This window comes from Flagellimonas sp. HMM57 (assembly GCF_021390175.1).
Classification (GTDB): domain Bacteria; phylum Bacteroidota; class Bacteroidia; order Flavobacteriales; family Flavobacteriaceae; genus Flagellimonas.
Genome location: NZ_CP090004.1, coordinates 2,656,884 through 2,681,190, shown reverse-complemented (window position 1 = coordinate 2,681,190; position 24,307 = coordinate 2,656,884). Strand labels below are relative to the sequence as shown.

The 24,307-nt window shown below is 37.1% G+C and carries 22 protein-coding genes and 1 pseudogene; 13 read left to right on the top strand and 10 right to left on the bottom strand.

Annotation, left to right across the window (positions count from 1 at the left end; genetic code table 11):
• Nucleotides 1–41: 41 nt before the first annotated feature.
• Nucleotides 42–1,319, top strand: a complete 1,278-nt coding sequence (locus tag LV716_RS11745; RefSeq protein WP_163418008.1) for a replication-associated recombination protein A — start codon at nucleotides 42–44, stop codon at nucleotides 1,317–1,319.
• Here the strand turns inward: LV716_RS11745 and LV716_RS11740 are convergent.
• From LV716_RS11740 to radC, 6 genes are read right to left on the bottom strand one after another with little or no spacing between them, the layout of a single operon-like run.
• Nucleotides 1,316–2,155 (bottom strand): hypothetical protein, encoded by an 840-nt coding sequence (locus LV716_RS11740; protein ID WP_163418007.1) that lies wholly within the window; start codon nucleotides 2,153–2,155, stop codon nucleotides 1,316–1,318. The genes LV716_RS11745 and LV716_RS11740 overlap by 4 nt on opposite strands.
• 13 nt (nucleotides 2,156–2,168) lie before the next feature.
• A complete protein-coding gene (locus LV716_RS11735) occupies nucleotides 2,169–3,635 on the bottom strand; it encodes a DUF5723 family protein (RefSeq protein ID WP_163418006.1) in 1,467 nt (488 codons plus the stop codon).
• On the bottom strand, nucleotides 3,632–4,183 hold the full coding sequence (locus LV716_RS11730; RefSeq protein WP_163418005.1) for a hypothetical protein: 552 nt from the start codon (nucleotides 4,181–4,183) through the stop codon (nucleotides 3,632–3,634). The genes LV716_RS11735 and LV716_RS11730 overlap by 4 nt, the downstream gene beginning before the upstream one ends.
• Nucleotides 4,184–4,235: 52 nt before the next feature.
• Nucleotides 4,236–4,925, bottom strand: a complete 690-nt coding sequence (locus LV716_RS11725) for a YjjG family noncanonical pyrimidine nucleotidase (RefSeq protein WP_163418004.1) — start codon at nucleotides 4,923–4,925, stop codon at nucleotides 4,236–4,238.
• Entirely contained in the window at nucleotides 4,918–6,213 is a 1,296-nt protein-coding gene (locus tag LV716_RS11720; protein WP_163418003.1) for a polysaccharide deacetylase family protein, read from the bottom strand. The genes LV716_RS11725 and LV716_RS11720 overlap by 8 nt, the downstream gene beginning before the upstream one ends.
• 13 nt (nucleotides 6,214–6,226) lie before the next feature.
• Entirely contained in the window at nucleotides 6,227–6,925 is a 699-nt protein-coding gene (gene radC, locus LV716_RS11715) for a DNA repair protein RadC (RefSeq protein ID WP_163418002.1), read from the bottom strand.
• 208 nt (nucleotides 6,926–7,133) lie between these two features.
• Between radC and LV716_RS11710 the strand changes: the two genes are divergently transcribed.
• The 7 genes from LV716_RS11710 (at nucleotide 7,134) to LV716_RS11680 (ending at nucleotide 12,273) form a co-directional block, all read left to right on the top strand.
• Nucleotides 7,134–7,994, top strand: coding sequence for a hypothetical protein (locus tag LV716_RS11710; protein ID WP_163418001.1), 861 nt, complete (start codon nucleotides 7,134–7,136; stop codon nucleotides 7,992–7,994).
• Nucleotides 7,995–8,155: 161 nt separating this feature from the next.
• Complete coding sequence (locus LV716_RS11705) at nucleotides 8,156–8,605, top strand: DUF1569 domain-containing protein (RefSeq protein ID WP_163418000.1); 450 nt, start codon at nucleotides 8,156–8,158, stop codon at nucleotides 8,603–8,605.
• 287 nt (nucleotides 8,606–8,892) lie between these two features.
• Nucleotides 8,893–9,714 carry a bifunctional 2-polyprenyl-6-hydroxyphenol methylase/3-demethylubiquinol 3-O-methyltransferase UbiG gene (locus LV716_RS11700; protein ID WP_163417999.1) on the top strand — a complete coding sequence of 274 codons (822 nt, stop codon included), beginning with the start codon at nucleotides 8,893–8,895 and terminating at the stop codon, nucleotides 9,712–9,714.
• Between the two features lie 5 nt (nucleotides 9,715–9,719).
• Nucleotides 9,720–9,908: a hypothetical protein gene (locus tag LV716_RS11695; RefSeq protein WP_163417998.1), complete on the top strand. Its 189-nt coding sequence runs from the start codon at nucleotides 9,720–9,722 to the stop codon at nucleotides 9,906–9,908.
• Nucleotides 9,909–10,310: 402 nt separating this feature from the next.
• Entirely contained in the window at nucleotides 10,311–10,664 is a 354-nt protein-coding gene (locus LV716_RS11690) for a hypothetical protein (RefSeq protein ID WP_163417997.1), read from the top strand.
• Between the two features lie 3 nt (nucleotides 10,665–10,667).
• Nucleotides 10,668–11,072: a DUF3592 domain-containing protein gene (locus LV716_RS11685; protein ID WP_163417996.1), complete on the top strand. Its 405-nt coding sequence runs from the start codon at nucleotides 10,668–10,670 to the stop codon at nucleotides 11,070–11,072.
• 79 nt (nucleotides 11,073–11,151) lie between these two features.
• A complete protein-coding gene (locus tag LV716_RS11680; protein WP_163417995.1) occupies nucleotides 11,152–12,273 on the top strand; it encodes a toxin-antitoxin system YwqK family antitoxin in 1,122 nt (373 codons plus the stop codon).
• A gap of 65 nt (nucleotides 12,274–12,338) precedes the next feature.
• Here LV716_RS11680 and murC read toward each other — a convergent pair.
• Nucleotides 12,339–13,693: pseudogene (gene murC, locus LV716_RS11675) on the bottom strand (UDP-N-acetylmuramate--L-alanine ligase).
• A gap of 398 nt (nucleotides 13,694–14,091) precedes the next feature.
• On the opposite strand from murC, the gene LV716_RS11670 reads away from it, so the two are divergent.
• The 5 genes from LV716_RS11670 to LV716_RS11650 all read left to right on the top strand — a co-directional run bounded on the left by LV716_RS11670 (nucleotide 14,092) and on the right by LV716_RS11650 (nucleotide 21,141).
• A complete protein-coding gene (locus tag LV716_RS11670; RefSeq protein WP_163417993.1) occupies nucleotides 14,092–16,959 on the top strand; it encodes a gliding motility-associated C-terminal domain-containing protein in 2,868 nt (955 codons plus the stop codon).
• A gap of 8 nt (nucleotides 16,960–16,967) precedes the next feature.
• Nucleotides 16,968–17,903: a type IX secretion system membrane protein PorP/SprF gene (locus LV716_RS11665; protein ID WP_163417992.1), complete on the top strand. Its 936-nt coding sequence runs from the start codon at nucleotides 16,968–16,970 to the stop codon at nucleotides 17,901–17,903.
• 3 nt (nucleotides 17,904–17,906) lie between these two features.
• On the top strand, nucleotides 17,907–19,973 hold the full coding sequence (locus LV716_RS11660) for an OmpA family protein (RefSeq protein ID WP_163417991.1): 2,067 nt from the start codon (nucleotides 17,907–17,909) through the stop codon (nucleotides 19,971–19,973).
• A 69-nt stretch (nucleotides 19,974–20,042) separates the two neighbouring features.
• Nucleotides 20,043–20,354 carry a cupin domain-containing protein gene (locus tag LV716_RS11655; protein WP_163417990.1) on the top strand — a complete coding sequence of 104 codons (312 nt, stop codon included), beginning with the start codon at nucleotides 20,043–20,045 and terminating at the stop codon, nucleotides 20,352–20,354.
• Nucleotide 20,355: 1 nt separating this feature from the next.
• Nucleotides 20,356–21,141, top strand: a complete 786-nt coding sequence (locus LV716_RS11650) for an SDR family oxidoreductase (protein ID WP_163417989.1) — start codon at nucleotides 20,356–20,358, stop codon at nucleotides 21,139–21,141.
• Nucleotides 21,142–21,169: 28 nt separating this feature from the next.
• On the opposite strand, the gene LV716_RS11645 is transcribed toward LV716_RS11650, so the two are convergent.
• Genes LV716_RS11645 through LV716_RS11635 form a run of 3 tightly spaced genes read right to left on the bottom strand, consistent with a single transcriptional unit; the run spans nucleotide 21,170 to nucleotide 23,999 of the window.
• The gene (locus LV716_RS11645; protein WP_163417988.1) at nucleotides 21,170–22,183 is read right to left on the bottom strand and encodes a hypothetical protein; all 1,014 of its coding nucleotides are present in this window, start codon (nucleotides 22,181–22,183) and stop codon (nucleotides 21,170–21,172) included.
• A gap of 35 nt (nucleotides 22,184–22,218) precedes the next feature.
• Nucleotides 22,219–22,944 (bottom strand): LytTR family DNA-binding domain-containing protein, encoded by a 726-nt coding sequence (locus LV716_RS11640; RefSeq protein ID WP_163417987.1) that lies wholly within the window; start codon nucleotides 22,942–22,944, stop codon nucleotides 22,219–22,221.
• Complete coding sequence (locus LV716_RS11635; RefSeq protein ID WP_163417986.1) at nucleotides 22,941–23,999, bottom strand: sensor histidine kinase; 1,059 nt, start codon at nucleotides 23,997–23,999, stop codon at nucleotides 22,941–22,943. The genes LV716_RS11640 and LV716_RS11635 overlap by 4 nt, the downstream gene beginning before the upstream one ends.
• Nucleotides 24,000–24,307: the final 308 nt, after the last annotated feature.

Genomic DNA, 24,307 nt, shown 5'->3' with positions numbered 1-24,307 from the left:
CCAACAAAACAATACTATAAATTTATCTTATTTTTATCGTTATGAATGAACCTCTCGCTGAACGCATACGTCCAAAAACGCTTGATGAGTATATTAGCCAAAACCATTTGGTGGGCGAACATGGTTCTTTAACAAATCAAATAAAGAATGGCATCATTCCGTCCTTGATTTTGTGGGGGCCTCCTGGAACCGGAAAAACTACGCTGGCAAATATTATCGCCAACCAAAGCCAAAGACCTTTTTATACGTTAAGTGCAGTGAGCAGTGGTGTAAAAGACGTACGGGAGGTTATTGAAAAAGCAAAACAAAGCGGAGGGCTGTTTACTTCTAAAAATCCTATCCTGTTCATAGATGAAATTCATCGTTTTAGCAAATCGCAACAAGATTCTTTGCTTGGTGCGGTGGAAAAAGGCTGGGTCACTTTAATCGGTGCAACAACAGAAAATCCAAGTTTTGAAGTTATTCCTGCCCTTCTATCAAGATGTCAGGTATATGTATTGAATCCTTTTGAAAAAGAAGATTTGGAAGCGCTAATAAGCAGAGCGATGAATACGGATAATGCGCTTAAATCCAAGAAAATAATTCTTAAAGAAACCGAGGCATTACTGCGGCTTTCTGGGGGAGATGGAAGGAAACTATTGAACATTTTTGAGCTCATCATTAATTCTGAGCCAAGTGACGAAGTGACAATTACAAACGAACTTGTTCTAAATAAGATACAAAAGAACACAGTACTTTATGATAAGACGGGAGAGCAACATTATGACATTGTTTCCGCTTTTATAAAGTCTATTAGGGGAAGTGACCCCAATGCTGCAGTATATTGGTTGGCAAGAATGATAGAAGGTGGCGAAGATGTAAAGTTCATTGCCCGAAGATTGGTTATTTTAGCTTCTGAAGATATTGGCAATGCAAACCCCACAGCGCTTGTCATGGCCACCTCGGCTTTTCAGGCCGTAAATACTATTGGATATCCCGAGGCGCGGATAATTCTTAGCCAATGTGCTACATACCTGGCAAGTTCGGCAAAAAGCAATGCCAGCTACGTTGCTATTAAAGACGCACAGCAAAAAGTGAAAGAAACCGGAGATCTATCCGTTCCTTTAGCTATACGAAATGCACCTACCAAGTTAATGAAAGACCTGGGTTACGGAAAGGGATATGATTATGCCCATGACCACAAGAATAACTTCGTAGACTTTGAATTTCTCCCAAAGGAAATTTCTGGTACAACGTTTTACCGACCAGGAGAGAATCCACGAGAAAAGGCAATAAAGGATTTTCTAAAAAAACGCTGGAAGGGCAAATATGAATACTAAAATTTAATGGTAAGTTCCTCTACCTTCTTTTTTCCATTTTCCACGAACTCAAGAAACCACTTATCGTTGTCTTTAAGAACAACACCATTTCTACCTTCAAAATTTACCAAGAACACATTTTCAAGAGATGTCTCCATAAGTTTTAATCTTACTTTAGGAGAGCTGTCCACTAGCTGATAGCCATTTTCAATTGGTTGGGCATACAACAAAACAGAAGTTAGTGCTTCAGCAGCGGGCATAACCGCCTTTTGAAAGTCCGAAGGTCTCGGCTCCATACTTTTAAAACTTTGATTTTCCGGAGTAGCTTCTTGGACCACCATCTTAGCTTTTGGTTTTTCATCCAAAGACTTTACATCATTTTCGAAACTGACCGTTATGGGTTCTTCGGTCATATTCTGTTTCTCTTTTGGTGTATACTTGTATTGTATTCCATCAAATGAGGAAAACGATTTCTTTAACGCATCGGAATAAGCAGCCCTAAATTCTTTTATTTTACTTCTCCCTTCAACAGTTCTAAAAACCTCATTGGACTGACAATCTTTTAATACCACAATAGTCTTTGTGCTAAACATAGAGGAAATATCTTCTAGATTGACCAACAGTCCCATACACCTGTCTTTACTCAACTCTGTTGGCAAAGCATCATCGTACACTACATTAAAACCTCGTTGCGTGAACAAGTGTTTTATGGTCGTACTCGTCTGATATTTGTTTTCTTCTTTATACGAATCAAATTTCTTGGGGACTATAATATATTTATAATCATTAAGTTGACCGTACAAAGAACCGCCCAAAACTGCTGCAAACATTACTAAAAATAAAAGTCTAGATTTCATATTGAAAAGATAATCAATTACCGTTCCAAGATATAATATTAAATCCGAACTGTAAAGAAGCATAATGGCTGTCCGCTATATTTCTATAGGCCAAAAGATTATCTGCCAAAACATAAAAATTTACGGGACCAGCTTGAAGGTTAAGGCCCAACCCAACATTGGAAAATGAATATTTATCTACCGTATATGTGGTTTTTAAAGCAAGTGACCTGCCCAGTCTTCTCTGGTAAAAACCTGTAAGTGCCCCCTGTATTCCCCTTGGTCTTTTCATTAAGAACAATTGACCGCCAACACTGTTTCTGTAGAAATCCTCGTTGGGCCTGGACACATTGTTAACCAGACACCCACCGCAGTTCCTCCTTGTTGTTTTGGTTTTACCCTCACCAAAGTCATATCGTATTGAACCATAAGCCTTCACAGGTCTAAAAGAAATATAACCGGATTCATTTTCATTAAATGGAACGGATTCTTCAATTTCATCTACGAGGTCTTGCCATATATCAGTTCCAGTATTTGAGATGTCATCAGGCAAAACAATAGAAACACCTTCATTAGTAGCACTTCCGTTGAGCGTAAAGTTTCTTATATCTTTTGAATTATAAATAAATCCTACATCCAACAAACTACCTGTAATTGTAGTTTGCGGATTCAAATTATGGGTGAAGCCCAAATCAAATCCCAAACCTAGATTACCCCCAAACAATACTTTTTTGGTAAACAAACGCTCTAGCCGTTCTCTTCTGTTGCCCGAAGTATCGTCATCTATAATATCCAAAAAACCATCGATGCCAGATGTTTGTAATTGCATATCTGAAGTGATGGAATTCGCATAGATATTGTTCTGTCCTTCTGTTGTACTAAACGAACCGGAATTCTTCGTAGACCTAAAGTGAAAGATACTGGAGTAGATTTTTGCCCTTGCCCCAACAATCAATGTGTTGCTAATCTTCCGGTTAACGCCAAAATGGAATACGCTGACCATTTCGCCCCTAAGGCTTAAATCACCAAGGTCAAAACTTCTTCCAATATTTGCTCCACCATTACCCTCAAAAGCCAGTATGGCTAAATCTTTGGGCCAGTATACAATAATATCGGTCTCTCCATACATTCCAAAAGAATAATAATCGTCTGGCCTGTTTCTCCCCCTAAAGCCAATATTGAAACCTTCTATCTGACTGGTTGTGCTAAAATCATCTTTTCGGTTCATCACATCCAACAACCGCTCCCTTACTTTGGTCGTGAAATCAATGCCATCGTTGGCAAAAAGGTCATTAACGGTTACCCCACTCGTACTTGCCTGTAAGGATAATCCCGACAAAACCGGAACTCCCACATGCCACTTTTCCATGGTTTTGACACCAGGGTTTACCATTAGCGATTGTGGAATCTCATAGAAATCATATAGCAACTGCTTGTTTTGGGAGTGCAGGAAAGAAACACCTAAAAAAGTGGCTAAAAATAATAAGCAATGTAGCCTCATTTTAAACGGAATAAGAATTCTGCAGCAGATCGCATGATTATTTTAGATTCTTCACTTGAAGACACGCTTGTGTTATCCCCTAAATTATTACCGGTCACTCTAATATTCGATGTTGCTGCCAAGATGTCCAAACTTTTACCTCCAGGGCCATAAGGAACCTCAATAGTTTGTATCTCTGATGGGGCCGGTTCGACTTCAAAAAGTTCAAAATCCAAGGTAGCCTCCGTATCATCCAAAAACTCAACTGCGATATTCAATCGCTTACTGGTTGTATTTTCAATCTCATAAGTAATTGTTCCTTCTATCAAACGTTCAGCTACAAACTGTTCATTGAAAGCATCAAAATTGAAAGTTTCAGTATAAAAAGAGCTAAATGTAGCAGCTGTGTTTATGAACTGTTCATCCGACTCTAGATAAAAAATACTGGATGCAACTAAGGGGGTGACGCTTAAATCATCAAACTGGTCAAAATCTTGCTCTTCGGAACATCCGAAAAAAACAAAAAAACAATTAAATGCAAGGAGGCAATTGAAAAACAATCGTTGCATAATGATAAAGTTTTCTAAGAATTATAAGCTGCTTTAATACTATACTATAACTCTACAAAATACTTTTTATTTCAATAAGCTCGTCGATGATTCTACATAAATCGTGCTGTTGCTCTTTATGTGAGTTGAAATGCACCGCCTGTATTCCTACGGATATGGCCCCTATGATATCTGCTTCAAGACTATCTCCTATCATTAAGGCATTTTTAGCATCTACATTGGCTTCTGTCAATGCTAATTCAAAAATATAAGGATGTGGTTTTTTTACCCCTGCTTTTTCTGAATCTATGATGTGATTAAAATAGTGATGAATCTTTGAGCCTTTTAGCTTTTTCTCCTGAATTTCTTGAAATCCATTGGTAATAATATGTAGCCTATACTGTGGTTTTAAGTATTCTAAGATCTCAATGGTATCGGGGAAGAGATGGGTAAAAGAAGAAAGGTATTCAATATATTCGTGGGCCAAAATATGTATGGAATCATCCGCAACGTCTTTACCAATAGCATCAAAAGTTTTTTTCAACCTTTGATAACGAAGTTCAGATTTGCCTATTTTATTTTCGCGATACAGTTTCCAGTATTCAAAATTTATGGGTACGTAAACTTCTAAAAAATCGTCTAAGGATACATCTACCTTATTTTTGTCTAGAATCTTCTCGAATGTTAAAGCAGAGTTCTTTTCAAAATCCCAGAGTGTGTGGTCCAAATCAAAGAAAACATCGGTAACTCTTTCCTTAAACATAGTATCGCTTTAAAAAAGATTGATAGAGTTTCAACCAATTCAATTTATGATTGCCCCCCAACAATTCATTGGAAAAAATAGCTGTGAAATTTCCGTTTACCTGTTTGATTTGCCTATAGATTCTATCCATTATTTCAAAAATTTCTGAATCATTTCTGTAATTGACAAGTGCATAGTCATGTATAGCAAAGGGATGGATTTTAAGCGGCTGTTTTGCTTCCATATTAATATCATAAAAACCGAAAGGTGTGCAGGTACCGGCTCTAAAACCAATCTCATGGGTGTATCCCATAGAAAAGTCCTCGTTAAATTCCGCTTCTATAAGATTGCGATATGTAGTTGGAACGTTGACTTTATTATATCGTAGTCTTGAATAGTTTATAGGTCTATTGATTAAATTGCTAAGTTGTCTTTTTTCTTCTTTCAAAACCACTTTGTCCATAGATGATAGAAATGAAGTGCTCAAGGAAACCACACTATAATCCGCAACCGACTTTATAAGGTACCCAAACTTGTTATTATTGGGTGAAATATTTTTATCGTGCGCAGAATATTTTGCAAACTGAAAGAAAAACATCGTCTTTATAGGGAACTTTTTATGAATCCTGATCAATTCGTCAAAGTTGTCATATGGATCTTTTTTTAAGCCCAAAAGAACGGACACCCTGTACACCAAGCTTTTCAGTTTTAAACTTCCTAAATCCAAAAAGAATCCTCCCAAACTTCTGGTCCAACCACGATATGCATAACTGTGTGAAGTCGTCACATTTATTATGGATGTAAACTTGTATGCCCTTTGGGTATTATTGATATCTGGAAACCTTTGCTTTAAGGCGGCCATTAATTTATAGGCCCAAAGGTCCACAACGGGTAACTCAAGAAACTTATGTTGATATGCTAAACTCTCTTTTGCCGGAAACCTCCCTACACTATCTTTTACATGGGGAAGATATTCCTCATATCGACTTAACAGAAAAAAACTTGCCGAGAAAATATCATAGGGAATGGAACTTTTCTCACCTGTAGCAAAAAAACATGGAATGCCTTCCCAATCAGACATTTTGATTTCCAAATCGTTTATGCCCTGTTCAAACAAGAGGTCGTTGCTGCGAACAAAAAACTCGTTCTGCAAAGGTTGTTTGGAATATGTAATTTTAGGGCCCGAATGCTTTATAAAATCTTCAACTTTAGTTGTAAATGTTATTTCTACACCTAAAATCTTTTCGAAAATCTGCTTCGCCGTATAGGTTAACCGATTCGTGATTTTATGTGTGTATATCAATAACATAGTTACTTTTCAACTAAAGTATTCCTTGGTCTGCAAAACTAAAATAGTCCTGTTCCGCCAAAATAAGGTGGTCTAATATTTTTATGTCCAGAGCTTCAGAAGCCATCTTAAGTTTTTGGGTAATCTGTTTATCTGCCGAACTTGGCCTCACTGTACCGGATGGATGATTGTGCGCAAGTATTATCCCAACCGCACCTAGCTCCAATGCCCGCTTCATTACTAACCTTACATCAACCAAAGTTCCCGTAATACCACCTTTACTCAATTGAGATTTATGAATCACCTTGTTAGAGTTATTAAGATAGACCACCCAGAATTCTTCATGTTCCAAATCTCCAACCAATGGATGTAAAAGCTCAAAAACATCTTTACTACTACAAACTTTGGAAACCTTCTCACCTTCCTCTCCCCTTCTTCTACGCCCCATTTCCAAAGCTGCGGCAATGGTCACTGCTTTTGCCTCTCCAATACCTTTAAAATGCATGAGCTGATTTACTGAGAGCTTACCTAGTTCGTTCAAGTTGTGGTTTACGGAAGCAAGAATACGCTTTGAAAGCTGTACTGCGCTCTCTTCCTTATTTCCAGACCCTATCAAAATTGCAATAAGTTCAGCATCTGAAAGTGCCGAACGTCCTTTTTGAACCAATTTCTCTCTTGGTTTATCGTCATCTGCCCAATTTTTAATGGAAAAGGAAACAGTCTTTTCTTGCATGGTCTAAATATAGCAGAATAATTTAAAGTAAGTCACTTAAAGTAATCCAAGAGCGTAATGTAACAGTATTCAAAGAGCTTTTCAAGATTCTAGATTTTTCCATACTACTTTCCGTTATCCAATCTTATCAAAATATTTACATTTTTAAATCTTATGTTTTTTAATATTTAACAAAATATTCTTACATTTCTTGTAAACATTATACACTATGTGGAAGAGCATTTTTTTAACTATTTTCGCTGGATTTAATTTAGTAACATACGCTCAAGATGAGACTATAAATGGTAAACTAACTGTTAACGGAAATCTACAATTCTTAACAGGAACCGAGGCTTTGTATTGGTCATCAAAGCATGTAGGAGTAAACGATCATAGAAATTATCTTGCCCCTAGAAAAAGTGATGATTCTGGTTGGGATTGGGCACAAGAATTTGGCTATCACTCTTATAACAGAGCATGGTATTTTAAAGGCAGTGTAGGTATAGGCATAACTAACCCATCATCAAATTTAGATATATATAAGTACGATGGTTCTTCTCATGCCCGTATCTACACAAATCAACATAATGGTATTGCCAAACTTGAAATAGCAGGTGGTACGGCAGGTTTTGGTCCTTCATATTCAGGCTGGAGCATTTATCATTCATACAACCATACAGGAAAAGATTTATATTTTAGATATGGACAGTCAGGCAATCCTGATTTTGTCTTTACCAATGCAGGTGAATTAGGAATTGGCACATCTTCACCAGATGCAAAACTGGCGGTGAACGGCAATATACATACTCGGGAAGTAAAGGTTGATTTGGTAGATTGGCCTGACTATGTTTTTGAAAAAGAATACGAGCTTCCAACTTTAAAAGAAGTAGAAAACTACATTGCTGAAAAAGGGCACCTTCAGAATATCCCAAGTGCTAAAGAAGTTAAGGAAAATGGCATCAAACTCGGTGAGATGAATTCCAAACTTTTGCAAAAGATAGAGGAACTCATGCTCTACACTATTGAACAGCAAAAAGAAATTCAGACTCTAAAAAAAGAAATAGCGGTATTAAAGAAAATGGTGGAGTAATTTATTTTTATAAAAAATTGTGCCAATCACATTCAAATTACAATTGGTTTAACATATAATAGCTTATAGTGTTTAATGCCTCAAGTTTTATATCTAAGTATTCTGTTGACTTGAAATAAAAACCTAAACATCGTATATTGAAAGTCATCAAATCATTTCTTATGAAATCTCTTCTTGAAATTGACACATTTACGGAAGTCATTGAACGTATTGAAAAGTTAAACGAATCCACCAATGCAGAATGGGGCAAAATGCAGGTGGCTCAAATGCTTTGCCACTGTCAGTTTCCTCTAAACCTAGCATTGGGGAATTACAAGATGAAAAAACCAAACCCTGTTATGAAGTTATTGTACCAAAGCTTTAAAAAGAGCATGTACAATGATAAGCTATGGAAACAAGGATTGCCAACACCAAAACCGTTCAAAGTAGAAAATGTAAAAGAGTTTGGTCCAGAAAAAGAAAAATTAGTTTCCCTTGTTAATGAATTTCATCAACAAAAGGACAAAACATCTTGGGAACCGCATCCAGCTTTTGGCGCTTTCACACCAAAACAATGGGGACAGATGCAATACAAACATCTAGATCACCATCTGAGACAATTTGGCGTTTAAGAAATCGCACTACCATTTTAGTACTGTAAAAGTATACTGCTGATATTAAAGTATGGCTTATCTTTACAGTCTGATTTACTAGTTCAAACATAGTATCCAAGTCTTTTCTAAAAAGACGAACGCCCATTAATGGGCGTTACATGCATCGTTATTTCCAAATTCACGATGCAATAAGGATACACGTGCTTTAAAAATCCAAATTATTTTATCAAAAAAATCAAATCGATTTCTTTATCGCTTAGAGAGTGGCTATACTTTGCTATGCGATAAAGTTCAAAAAAGTAAAAATGAACAGTAAACAGTTAATAAGTAGAAATATTGAACTTTTCTACAATAAGGCATCCGAAGAAACCAGATTGGACAAAGGTATGGGCGTCTTTGAATTTGAAAGGATTAAGTCATTGATCGAGAAATATATCCCATCTTCCAATTGCAAAATAATCGATGTTGGGGGTGGCACTGGAAAATACTCCGAATGGCTCTCAAAAAAAGGCCATGAGGTTCATTTGATAGAACCTATACCCAAGCATATCCAAATAGCTCAAAACAGAGCGAATAAATTAAAGAACAGGTTTTCAGTAAATCTAGGTAAAGCACAGGAGCTAAACCTCCCCAATAACTTTGCCGATATTGTAATCTTGCATGGACCACTTTATCATCTTCAGGAAAGCAAAGAACGTGCAAAAGCCATAAGCGAAGCCAAACGCGTTATAAAAAAGGATGGAATCATATTAGGTTTTGCCATTAGTTACACTGCTTCCACTTTGGCAGGTCTGTTGAACGGACTTATACATAAAATTCCATTTTTTAAGATGTGCAAAGAAGAACTTACAACGGGAATCCACAATCCACCCGATGACTTTCCATGGCTTTTGGCCGAAGCTTTTTACCACAAACCGGGAGAACTCAAAACAGAATTTTTACAACAAGGACTAACTCACATTAACACCTATGCTGTTGAAGGGATGGCTTGGTTGGATAAAGATTATTTTTCGAGCATGAGCAGTGTACGCAAAAAAGAAAATCTTATGCAACTTGTCCAAACTACCGAAAACGATGAATATCTTCTCCCTTTTAGCCCGCATATAATGATTGTCGTAAAAAAATAAAATTCATGGAAGACAAAGAATACTACCTAAGAGCCTTAAGGAAAAACAATGGCGTATTAAATGAATTGGATTTAGGGAATCAGTTGGGCTTTAACGATACAGAAACCAGGCACATAATTTCTTTATTACTATCTGAACATAAAATAAAATATGTAGAAAATGAAACTTGTAATTATAGGGTTGTGAAAACTTAAAAAGGAAAACACACCTAAGCAATATATCTACAAGCTATCCTTTATCCCCTGTATTTGTACCGAGCTTCTTCTTTTATTGTAACAACATAGACAAAATCATGAAGGATAAACTACTTTACAACTATTCACAATATAAATTGAATTTTATCTAATCAATTCTGACCAATCGTGATAAAATTGACTTTTTGACATCTATCATTTGGATGGGTACATTAATTTAGATTTGGTTGTAGCACGAATTTATTCAAATAGCACCAATAAATTGAAATCCTAATACTTTAAAAAATAGGTAGAACCATCCTATGTTTTATTTAACCGAAACTATTTCAATCCAATTTTCTTATTGGTAATACAGGGACAAAAGTTATTGCACCTATCATCTGCCTTTAATCAAATCAATATATGGAAAAACAAATCAAGATCAATGAATCCTATAATTCCTTGGACAAGGTATTGGACTTTTTAAAAACAGAAAGTGAATATGAGTGCACCAAAACTTGGAATAATTGGGAGGTTCCATCGGGAAATACGATGGAAAAATGCGTTCTCATTAAAAAAAGCGGAGTATATGCTGTTATTTTAAGATTTCTGGATAAAAATACATTGAAATTAATGCCTGTTGTCACAAATCATATTGTCAATGGGTACTATTCCAAGTCAAGGGGAATCGCTCCCATGATAGTTCGCTCGCTATTGGCTTCCAAACAAGAAAAACTAGTTAATGAAAACATTGCAATCCTTAAAAAAATCGCTTAGACTATGAAATACATATACTTAATAATACTCTTGTTTTCCTATCTTATTGGTTATAGCCAAAATGATGATTGGGTCGAAACCGAAGGAAAAATTACCGAGATTACTTTTCATAGAGGAAAAAAAACTAGAGAAACGGCCACTATAGCATTTAAATTGGAAGATGGTAGTGAACAAATTGGTATTACCGAACTTTTTAGAGTTCCTTTCCTTGGAAGTATGAAATCTGAAGGAGATACCATTTCCATAAAATACAGAAAAAGTAATCCTGTATTGGTAGAAACCAAGTTTGGCAATCTCCTTTCCACCTACGGAATGTATATTCTGATTTTTTTGGGTGTTCTATTATCTGCTAAAACTTTACTTAGCAAGAAAAATACTGTGAACACTGGTTCTGGGTTGAATTCTTAAGAATAAAGTACCAGCCAAAAAAAGTAATGGCCCATTTATGTGGGCCTTTCTTGTCTACACTCTCAAAAAATATAAACCTATGTTCAAATCCGATAAATTAATTCTCACTCAAATAGTATTGATTTTGATGGGAAATTCAATCGTTGCCCAAAAGTATCTTACCTGGTACGAGGTGGAAAAGCAACAATTTGGAAGAGAAATTTTCTTTAAAGACAATACGAACAATTTACTTGAAGGTCACTATAAGATTTCTGACGAACGAGGGAATTATTCTGATTTGAACTTCTTGAAGGGAAAGAAGCACGGAAAATCTACAGAATACGATTATAAAGATCGTATTTTAAAGACAATGAGTTATGAGGATGGGATTGCAAACGGAACGTTCACTACTTACCACCAAAATGGCGAAGTACAAAAACAAGGGCTTTTTTTAACAGGAGAAGAAGAAGGGGAATGGAAAACGTTCAATGATACGGGTGAATTAATGACTCTTGAAAATTACAAGAATGGACTGAAAAACGGTAAATGGACAAAGAGACTGTATTACAGTAATCAAAATGCTTCAGGAATTAGAACCGAGTTTTATAAAAACAATGAACCCACTGGTCATTGGAAAGAAAAATATGAGGATGGAACGTTAATTTGGGAAAGAGACCATACCTCAAACGACAGCTATGTACAAAAGGAGTATTTTCCAAATGGAAAACTTCACTTTCTTAAACAGCTGAAAGATGGAAAGCTTGATGGGGATAAATTGGAATATAATCAAGATGGGGTATTATTGATGAGAATGAAGTTTGTGGAAGACCAATTACTACTCAGCGAATTGTTTTATGAAAATGAAGCCAAGAAAGAGATTCAACATTACGAGCATGGTAAAAAGAACGGTCTTTATGAGCTATACCACGAAAACGGAACAAAAATTTTATCTGGCAACTATATGGACGGTTACAAGAATGGTATTTGGAAGAACTTTGACTTAGACAATGGAACAATCGTAGAAAAAACCACTTTTAAAAATAACGTTAAGAACGGATTATATATCAAGTACAGTGAAGCCGAGAGGCCTTCCCACAAAGGCAATTATCTGAATGGCGCTAAAGATGGCAAATGGGAATTCTATAATCTGGCAGGAAAACCCATTAAAGAAATCATATATCAAAGAGGCAAAGTAATATCCAAGATAGAATATGGAAACTGAACTATTAGCAATTACTTGGATTTAGATTTTTACAGAAAATCGAATCCCGCTTATTGATTTACTCTTTACCCGAATACTGATTCTATTTTCTCAAAATCCAATCCGCCATAATTGCCTGAACTCATTAGCAACAAAACCGAATCATCAAATTCTTTATCAAATAGATACGTCTTAAAAGCGTCCGCATCAGTAAAGATTTTGACATCTTGCCGATTCAATGCATTTTCAATTTGTGTAGAAGTAACTTCTTCCAACTGTTTTATTTTAACAGCTTCTGGAGAATAAAAGACCAATGCTTCGTCTGCGGCGTTCAAAGCTCCGTCATATTCCTTTAAAAAATTGGCATTTAAACTACTATAGGTATGTAGCTCCAAACAGGCAATCAGTTTTCGATTCGGATACTGCTCCCTTACTGCCTTGGTTGTTGCCCTTACCTTGCTCGGCGAATGTGCAAAATCTTTGTAGGCTACTTTTCCTGAGCTTTCCGCAATCTTTTCCAATCGTTTGGATGCCCCTTTAAAAGATGCGATGGCCTCGTAGAAATCATCTTCATCCACACCCATGTTTTGACATATCCATTTGGCGCCGGCAAGATTGTTCAAATTGTGCTTACCAAAAACCTCGATGGGCATATCACCTTCGGGGTATCCAAAAGAGTCTCTCCATCCTCCACTCTATAATCTGGCGTGCTATAAGGAAACTTCCGAATTGAATTTTCCGTTTTCTCAACTACTTTTTTCACCTCTACATCTTCCTCGTTATAGGTAATGCTTCCTCCACGTACAATACCATCCACAAAAATTTGAAACTGTTCCACGTAATTTTCGAACGTTGGAAAAACATTGATATGATCCCAAGCAATACCGCTCAACAGTGCAATATTGGGTTGGTATAGATGAAATTTTGGCCTTCTATCGATAGGAGACGACAGATATTCATCACCTTCCAAAACAATAAAATCATTATCCTCTGTTAAATGTACCATTCTGTCAAAACCCTCTAGTTGTGCCCCAACCATATAATCCACCTCGATATCATGATAATTTAATACATGTAGAATCATCGAAGTAATAGTGGTCTTACCATGACTACCTCCAATAACCACTCTAGTTTTGTATTTGGACTGCTCGTAAAGAAATTCAGGATACGAATATATCTTTAAGCCCAACTCTTTTGCTTTATCCAATTCAGGATTATCTGGTTTGGCATGCATTCCTAAAATCACTGCGTCCAATTTATCATGTATTTTTTCAGGAAACCACCCAAATGTCTCGGGCAATAAACCTTTTTGTTTCAAGCGACTTTTGGAAGGTTCAAAAATTACATCATCACTTCCTGTTACAGTATATCCCTTATGTTCCAAAGCCAAGGCCAAGTTGTGCATAGCACTCCCTCCTATGGCTATAAAATGTATTTGCATCAAAAATCTATTTTCAGGATAAAGATAACCATAGCCATTAAACTAATCAGAAACAAAATGCTAAGGACGCTTTTTACCATTTACACAACATAATCTGCAAAAATCATAACGCTAAAAGACTAAAAAGTAGCTTTTGTAGTTATTGATACTTGACAGGACTACTTATAAGTAAAATGAATCATTGGACAGCATCAGAAAATACGTTTTGTATTTATGACTAAAATCATTCAGATGATAAGAAAATTCAGTAGTTTTGCGCATCTAAACCTCAGCAGATATTTGGGTGTCATTCGCACTAAACTATCTGTTTTTTTGTATTGTACTATAATACTTTGCATGCTCTCATGATTTAAAAGAGGATAGTACAACCTATAAATTTGAATTAATAGAAAACTTCTATGGGGTTTAGAACTACTTTTATCAAACATCTATTTGCATTTTCCATTGGCTTTTTAGCCACTGTTTCCGTTGCATATTCTCAATGCGCAGGTTCAGACAATACCGTTACTGTTTGTGATAAACACGACGATATAGCCAATAGAACTTTCGACCTGTTCGCAAATTTAAATGGACTGCCTGTCGTTGGTGGTGTATGGTCTACAACAGACCCTGCCAATTTTTTTGCGTTGGACATGAACACGGGTATTGTGGACTTGTGGCAAATCAACAATTATGGCGTTCATGAGTTTACATACACCAACAATAACTGTGGCGAATCTGCCGTGGTTACCATTAACCTGGGCGGATATGCCGGTGAGGACAATATAGATGGTAGTGCCAATGCTTGCAGTGAAAACCCGGCAGTCAATCTTTTTGGTTTTCTTGGTAGTAATGTCAATGGAAAAATCCCCGATTTTAATGGGGTATGGACAGAGGTTGCGCCTACAGGTTTTCTGAACAACAATTTCTTCAATGCCCTTTTGGCAGGACCAGGAGAATATACCTTTACCTATACCGTACCAGATGTAGATATATGCACGAGCAAACAATCCACTGTTATTCTAGAGATTCATCCAGCTGCAGATCCCGGACAACCAATAGATTTAGTGGTATGTACCAACGAAGACTTATCAAGTTACACCAACCTTGACCTGAACAGTTTACTGGTTGGCGAAGATCCCAATGGAACTTGGTCCGAAGGTGTGACCAACCAAATAGATGATTTAACAGATAGTGTTATAAATGTAGAGGAAATCAATACTAATTTTGGTTATGGCACTTATATTTTTACCTATTCGGTCTTTCCATCTCATCCTGTTTGTTCCATACAGTTTACCAGGGTAGAAATTATTATACTGCCTGTGCTTGAAGGAAACTTGACGGCTCCGAACTACTGTTTGGGGGAGCCCTATGACGTCACCATTACTTATGACCAATCCATTTTACCCGACGATCAATATGATATTGCATACACCGTTACCAGCAGCAATGGCATTAGCAATGCCGCTATAACCGTTGAATTGAACAATGGAACAGGAACATTTACCATTTCACCGGATGCAGTTCCTATCAACGAATTTGTGGAATTGGATATCGTAGGGATTACAGATCCTGACCCTGAAGAATTTGTATGCCCCAATATTAATGTGCCGCAGGTACTTTTTCTGGTCTCCGATCCTATGGCCTCATCAGCGACTATTTGTCCTGATACAGACGCTACTATCCAACTGGATAATATATTGGATATTGCTGGAAACCTTTCCAACGAAACCTATAACATTGATTATACCATAACAAATCCCGATAATTCCACCACCGACCTTATTGCACAGAACATTGATTTTTCCAATGGATCCGCAACTTTTGATATTCCTTCAGCCAACTTTGATACTGATGGTAATTACAATGTCGCTATCGAAGTAACCGGGAGTTTTCTCATAGACTGCATGCTAAGCACAACTGTTGAGGTGCTACCAACCCCAGAAGAAATAGATTTAGCCATAGTGGTGGACAACAATTGTGATGCCACTGCCATCGATGTATTGGTAAACGCACCAGCACTATCTGACGGAAGCTATACCATAGACTATGAGGTTGTTGAACAAAACTCAATGACCGTACTAACAGACAATACAATAAACTTTACAGGAGGGTCTGCCGAATATGAAATAGACATCTCTACCTTGGCCGATGGAAACTATACCGTTAACCTAACAAGCACTCAAGATGATACTACGCCTTGCCGGACAGTGTTCGATTTTGAGCTTCAAGAAAACTTTTCCATTGGCGGAACACCTGAAGTTATCGAAGCTGTACCTGAGCAATTTTTCTGTCTAAATGATGGAAACCCGACCTTGGAAAATATTTCAGTCAGTGCTTCTGGAGCACTTTCCTTTTTTGAAACCAATACCGATGATGTGCCCCTACCTTTGAACACACCTCTGGTAGATGGGGAAGATTATTTTATTTTAAGCACCAATCCAGACAATAATTGTATAAGCTCCTCCAGAATACGGGTTCAGGTTGCTTTCGTAACAGCTGATGTTCCAACTATCAACAACGCAATGCCAATTCTGTGTGGTTCTGATAATCTGACCTTAGCTGATTTGGATGTCAATTCAACAAACGGTGGAAGTATTTTATGGTACACTTCGGCTACGGGCGGAACTTTGATAGATTCCAATCAAGTTATTGTGGACGGACAGTCCTATTTTGCCGTAGAGCAATTGAACGGATTCTGTGAAAGTGATATGCGATTGGAATTGATTCCTACAGTGATAAACCCTCCATCACCAGATTTAAGCGCAACAGAATTATCGTTGTGTGGATTGGACAATCCAACTGTTGCAGAACTCATCAATTTGGAAAACATAATAGATGCCGAAGTTGAATGGTTTATTTCGGAAGAAGGTGGCGAAGTCCTATCTAGTTCAGAACTTCTGATTGATGATACTACGTACTATGCCCAAAGCTATGACCCCGAAACAGGCTGTATCAATCCAAATAGGATTCCAGTTACAGTAGACTTGAACAATTGTGATCCAGATGCATACGATTTCTTCATCCCCGATGGATTTTCACCAAATAGTGACGGTAGAAACGACACCTTTTTTATACCTAATATAGAAACCATTTTCCCTGACTTCACGTTGGAAATCTTTAACCGCTACGGAAATTCCCTCTTTAAAGGAGATGCGGATAATCCTGCATGGGACGGTTCGGAAGGTGGAAGAAATACGGCTCCCAATGGGGTATACTTCTACGTCATAGAGTTTAACCGTGATGGTTTCGAACCAAAACAAGGTAGATTATATCTCAGCCAATAAACAAAGACATGAAAAAACTATATATAGCACTCTTATTTTTATTGTGTTCGCTGGGAATAAAATCACAGCAAGATCCTCAGTACACGCAGTACATGTATAACATGAGCATTATTAATCCCGCATATACGACCAATGAAACGGGAATGATAAATTTTGGAACCCTTTTTCGTTCGCAATGGCAAAATGCAGAGGGCGCACCCGAGACACTTACATTTTTTGCCCATGCACCTTTGAGTGATAAAGTTGAGACAGGAATATCCCTTATAACGGACAATATTGGTGATGGTGTTTTAAAAGAGAACAATGTTTATGTTGATTTTGCCTATATCTTAAAGTTGAATGCTGATAGTAACCTATCCTTGGGACTTAAGGGAGGGATTACAAATTTTGAAACCAATTTTACTGGTTTTAGGTTGCCCGAGTTTCAAGATGATGCAGCATTCAACGAAAATGTCAATAGTATTTTCCCCAATGTTGGCGTTGGTGCTTTTTACACAAGGCCCAATTTTTATGCCGGAGTATCCGCACCTAATTTATTGACTTCAAAACATCTTGAAAATCGGGATGGAATAAATAGGATAGGTTCAGAAGAAATACACCTTTTCTTCACCTCTGGTTACATCTACGAATTGAATCCAAATTTGAAAATAAAGCCATCCATCATGACAAAAATGGTTGCAGGCTCTCCTATTTCGTTGGATACTTCAGTGAATGTTTTGTTCAATAACAGATTCGAAGGTGGACTGTCCTATAGATTGGAAGATGCAGTGAGTGCCATGTTCAACATATCCGTTGTACCTGCAATACGTATTGGATATGCCTATGATTATACGCTATCCAACTTGGGAAGTTTCAATGCAGGGTCCCATGAAATTTTTGCACTCTTTGACCTTGACCTTTTAGGTCTGAAAAAAGGATATGATAAATCTCCTAGATTTTATTAAGCCATGAAAAAACTTATCTTCTTCCTCACCATCGGTTTAAGTTTGCATCCAATGCTTGCACAACAAGAATTGGAGCGCGCCAACACCTATTTTGAAAGAGCATTTTATAGCGATGCCATTCCGTTGTACGAAAAAGCATTATCCAGCAATAGAAGCCAACAGGTCTTAAAGAATTTGGCAGACTCCTATTATCGTACATTCGATATGCACTCGGCTGCAAGATGGTACAAAACTGTTACTTCCAGATCTGGAAATGCCATTGATGTTTCTTATTATTTCAAACTTAACCAGTCCTTAAAAGCTATTGGAAAGTATGATGAAGCAGACAATGCATTAAGGGAGTATTATATAGGATTAAACGACTCATTAGCAATCGAAAAGCTAAACAGAGACATTCAATATTTAGAAAACATAAGTGCAATTGGTAACCGTTTTACGATAGAGAACCTTGCCTTAAACACTAAGACATCCGAATTTGGGGCAGCCAAAATAGATTCCAACCTGCTTTACACAGCTTCAAGGAAAAACAGCGACAAGGCTAAAAAACTGTACCGATGGAACAATCAAAACTATCTGGATATTTACTCACATCCACTGGACAAAATAGACCAGAAAGATAATTTTAGTAAAGGTCTTTCTCCCAACATCAACACCAAAATGCACGAGGGTTCCTTTGCAATTACCAAAGACCGAAAGACGCTATATTTTACTAGAAATAATTTCAATAAGGGCAAGAAAAAAACAGATTCCAAAAAAATCACCAACTTAAAGATTTACAGCGCAGAATGGTCTGGTACGGAATGGATAAATATTACCGCATTACCATTTAATGACGATGGTTTTTCTTCGGAACACCCAGCATTGAACAAAGACGAAACACAGCTTTATTTTGCTTCGGACCGTCCAGGTGGTTATGGCTCATTTGACCTTTATAAAGTATCCATACTTTCAGATGGACTTTTTGGGAACCCAATAAATTTGGGAGCAACAATAAACACGGATAAAAAGGAGCAGTTTCCGCATTTGGACACGGAGAACAATCTCTACTTTGCTTCAAATGGGCATCCGGGCTTTGGTCTTTTGGATATCTTCATTTCAAAATATGACGCTGGAACTTACGGTCAACCAGACAATTTAGGTTTGCCCGTCAATAGTGGTTATGATGATTTTTCCATTTCATTTCATTCCGACAAGGAAGGTTTTTTCTCATCCAACCGCCCCTCGGGAAAAGGTAGCGATGACATTTATTCCTTTATTGAAACCAAACCTCTTTTAATCGAAGATTGCGGTCAGTTCATTGCTGGTACACTTACCGATATAACAACTAACGAACCTATCCCAAACGGGACAATACGATTATTGGACGGTGATGGCAAAATGATAAAAGAAGTATTGACCGATCAAAATGCAGCATTTAAGTTTGATATTTCCTGCGCTTCCTTTTTTACAGTACACGGAAGTCAAAACGGATACAAAGACAACAACAAAACTATACGAAGCAGCAAGGAACGCAAAAAAACTTTTGATGGGTCACTGCAACTGCTCTCCTTAAAAGAAATTGAAAAGCAACAACAAGCAGAAGCGGAAAAAGAAAAAGAAAAACAGCTGTTACAAGAAAAGAAGGCAAAAGAAGAAGCAGAAAAAAGAAAGAAGAAAAAGATAGCGGAGGCAATCAAAAAAGAGGATGCCGTAGTCAAAGAGAAAAACAGAACAATAATCAAAACCAAGGAAATCCATTTTGATTATAGCCTTTGGTACCTTAGAAGAGAATCCAGAGAGCGTCTGAAAGTAGTGCTGGACGTGATGCAAAAAAATCCAAATATGACCATAGAGATCGGTAGCCATACAGATATTCGAGGTAGAGCTAGCTATAACAAACAATTATCTCAAAAGCGGGCGGATTCGGTCAAGGAATATTTGGTAAGCAAGGGAATTGATGAAAATAGGGTAATCGCAAAAGGTTATGGAGAATCCCAACCTATCGTAAAGTGTGAAACCGTGGATGCCTGTACCGAAGAAGACCACGAATGGAACAGAAGGTGTGAATTTGTGATCGTAAATTGGGAATAATGTCTTAAAAAACACTGTTTTTATCCTTCTATTCACCACTTATTGCTATTTTTCGAGTAAATAATAGTAATGAATTTATCAGAAATACAATCACAGGAAATCATGCCCGGTTATCATGGAAAAATGGTGCATGGAGAATCAATGACATGGGCATTTTGGGATGTCGAAAAAGGTGCCGAAGTACCAGAACATTATCATGTACACGAACAAATAATGCATGTTCTGGAAGGCAGTTTTGAGTTTACCTTGGGAGGGAATAAGGCTATATATCAACCTGGCGATGTGGTCATTGTCCCATCCAATGTACCTCATAGCGGGAAAGCACTGACTACGTGTAAATTAATGGATATATTTAGTCCAGCAAGAGAAGAATACAAGTAATATGAAAATTTCTTTAGCAGGAAAAAATGCTCTTGTTGGCGGGAGCAGCAAAGGTATTGGTGAAGCTATCGCAAGGCAATTGGCCGCAAGTGGGGCCAATGTAACCTTAATGGCACGAAATGAAGCCAAAATGAAGGAGCTTATTGCAGAATTTGATGTCGACCAAGGACAAGAACACAACTATGTAGTTGTCGATTTTTCCAGTTTTGAAACCTTCAAACCAACGATTTCCAAATTTTTCCAAGAAAACACGATCGATATATTGGTGAACAACACGCAAGGTCCGGAAGCAGGAGGAGCTTTGGAAAAAAATGTTGAGGATTACCAACAAGCGTTTGATTTACTGTTCAAATCAGTTGTTTTTACTACAGAACTTGCCTTGAAGCACATGCAAAAAAAGCAATGGGGAAGAATCATCAATGTGGCATCGATATCCGTCAGGGAACCTCTAAATTATTTAGCGCTTTCAAATTCGATTAGGGCTGCCGTAGTGACTTGGGCAAAAAGTCTTTCTATTGATGTTGCAAAAGATGGAATAACCGTAAACAACGTGCTTACAGGTTATTTTGATACCGACCGTATCACCCAACTTAACGCAAAAAAAGCGGAAAAGCTAGGGATTACAGCATTGGAAGTTCGGTCGAACATGGAAAATCAGGTTCCTTCAAAACGCATTGGCGACCCTGAGGAATACGGCTTTTTGGTCACATTTTTAGCTTCAGAAAAGTCCGCTTACATTACTGGCACCAATATTCCAATCGATGGAGGTCTTCTGAAATCACTTTAGGGGATTATCTTTTTTCAGTTTTTACAGGTTATTTTGTTAGGGCAATCTCAATGCTATTCCTAAAAGTAATTGGGTTATCTATAAACAGAACTAGATTCTTGTAGGACTTTTTAATTCCATAAAGACCTGTCAGCATGTTTTCGTTTTTTAATCGGATGATTATATTGTGAGACTCTAAATCACCTAAGAAGGATAGTTTTCTTGTTTCATGGTTCGATTCAATTTCCTTGGATGACAACTCAATAACGTCAATATTGCTCAAATCGATAATGGATTCATTCATAATTCCATATCTCAGGTGGAGCTTATCGCCTTCAATGGATATAGGCCTTTTTAGCATGGATTTTAAAAATCCTAAAATCTGAATTCCAGAATACGTACTTAAAAACGTCAATACCCAAGCAGCGATAGTGTTCCATTTGCCAATGATAATATGAAGAACAACAGTTTCAATGGTCACAATGAAAATTATGGCAACCAACAAGGTTATCGTCCCCGAATTTTTATGGTATGAAAACTCATTTTCCTTAAAATCCCTTTTCTTCCAATACAAAAAACCATAGTAGAAAACCGAGATTTCCATAACAACGGGCATGACCATGGCTTTAGGGAGGATTTCAGTACAGACTTTTTTGAGGGTAGAGAAGAAATCAAGAGAATATTGTTTCTCCACATTGTACAGTTTTATTGCCCCATATAGTTTATAAAGCACAAAAGACAGAATGGACAATTCTATGACTGGAAGCAACCAAGTTTTGAACAGTCCTAAATACAATTGATTTTCTTTGGGAAGGATAACCGAACAAACTACGGTTACAAAGATTAGAAAAGGGACAATTGTGGTTGTTGGAATCCTTGTTTTTCTAACCAGTAAAAAATACACTAAGGGTGTAATCAATAACAAATCAATTGTAACTCCCAATGCCAATAAATTTGGGTTTTGCTGGAACCAGATTGATTTCACTAGCAATACCAAAGTACCAACAATCAATAATGGTAACGTGAATACCATTGCGATTTTGGAAATTTCTATTCTATCCATTGGTTTTTGTTTTACTGTTAATCGTAACAACCTAACTACAAACTCATTTTATCTTTAAAGATATAGGATTGTCTACGCGACACCTCAATTTCTTCTCCGTTATACATTTGCAGCTTCAACTTACCATTGAACCAAGGCACTACATTGGCTATGTAGTTGGTATTAACGATTTGTTGCCGGTTTGCCCTAAAAAAAGACTGTTCAGGAAGTTTTTCTTCAACTTGGTTAAGTGATTTATAAAGCAGCGGTTTCTTATCTTCAAAAAACACCCTGGTATAGTTCCCCACGATTTCAAAATGTGAAATATCTCCAATTTTAACAAGCCAGCAGGATTCTCCGTCCTTGATAAAAATCTGACTGTTGCGCGAAAGTTGTTTTGTCTTTACCGTATCCTCTTGATTGCTTGTCAATTTTGCCTTTACCTTATCAAAAGCAACAGCAAAACGTTTTTCGTTTATTGGTTTAAGAAGGTAATCCAAGGCATTGTACTCAAAGGATTTTATAGCGTATTCATCAAAAGCAGTGGTAAATATGGTGATGGGAACCTCATCCAGCATTTCAAGAAGCTCAAAACCATCTTTTTCTGGCATATTGATATCCAAAAACAATAAATCCGGGGTTTCTTTCTGAATCAATTCGAATCCTGAATCAACATTTTCAGCTTCTCCTACCAGCTCGATCTCACTGTGTTTTTTTATGAGTTCTTTTAGCTCATTACGGGCCAATCTTGAGTCTTCCACTATTACGGCTCTTATCTTCATACCATAGGGATTTTTATATGGGCAACGACCTCACCAGCAACCTCGTTCAAATTAAAAGAAGCTTTATCTGCATACAGCAGTTTTAAACGCTGTCTTATATTTTTCAGTCCTAACTGTGTGGTATTTTTACCTATTTGGAGTTTCCCTGTATTTTTAACTTCTATGATCAATTGATCCTCTTCCTTTTTTAGGCTCAAGACGATTCTGCCTCCTCTTTTGAGATTGGAGATACCATGTTTTGCCGCATTTTCTATAAGAAGCTGGATAATCATTGGCGGGATATGAAGTGACAAAGTATCTTCATCAACATCCTTGACAAACTCCAGCCGGTCCTCAAATTGAATTTTGGAGAGGTCAATATAGTTGTCCACCATTTCCAGCTCTTCTTCTACCGAAATGGCATTACTATTATTTTTGGTAAGCGAATACCGAAGGATTTCGGAGAGTTTGGTCAACATCTCTCTTGATCGTTCAACATCCTCAAGCATTAAACCTCGAATATTGTTGAGACTGTTAAACATAAAGTGAGGGTTAATCTGGCCTTTCAAGGTATTAAGTTGTGCCTGTTTTAAATTGGTATTCAGTTCTAGCCGCTCAATTCTGTCCTTGTTGAGTTTTAGCAAAAGTTTGATGACCAAATAACAAATGACCCATGAAAACACCATTAATAAGGAACTGAAAATTAATAGCCCAGTTGTATCATACATTTTCAACATCTGTAGCTCATCGTCAGATATCTTTGGGCCGTATTCATGATATAGGTATCCAAGGGAGAGATTCAACAGTGCATAGATACCAGATGCAACCAGTGCGGCTAACAAAATCTTGATAATCTCTTTGGTTCCAAAATCATCAAAAGCAAGGTTATGCTTCAAATAATATCTTAATAGCGATGTGGATACGATACCAATGAACATACCACCAAATACGTTGAACACCAAGAATTCCGTACTACTATTCTTCAGCATAATCAAAGACAGACAGCTTAGAAAACCCCACCCCAAAAATTGTAAGGTCCAGAAAACAAGATTGTTGGTTCTACTGTTCAATTCCATATGTAGTTGGTCAATATCTTAATTCAAAAATAACGCATTGGGAAATTGGAAGAACTCCTATCATTAATTTATTCCTACCCATTTTGCTGTCTTCTGAATAATTTTTTAATAAAACGTCTTTCACATTTACTCGCCTTATTATTTAAAAACGCTATCCACATGAAAGAGGTTCCTGTGTAAAAAAGTACCAAACAATCATTGTTTTCCCAACCCATATACCTTGCAAAAATGCCAATCAGCGTCAACAATATTCCTGCGATCAATATAATTTTTTGAACTGTACTTAGTTTTTTCATTTTGATGGTCTT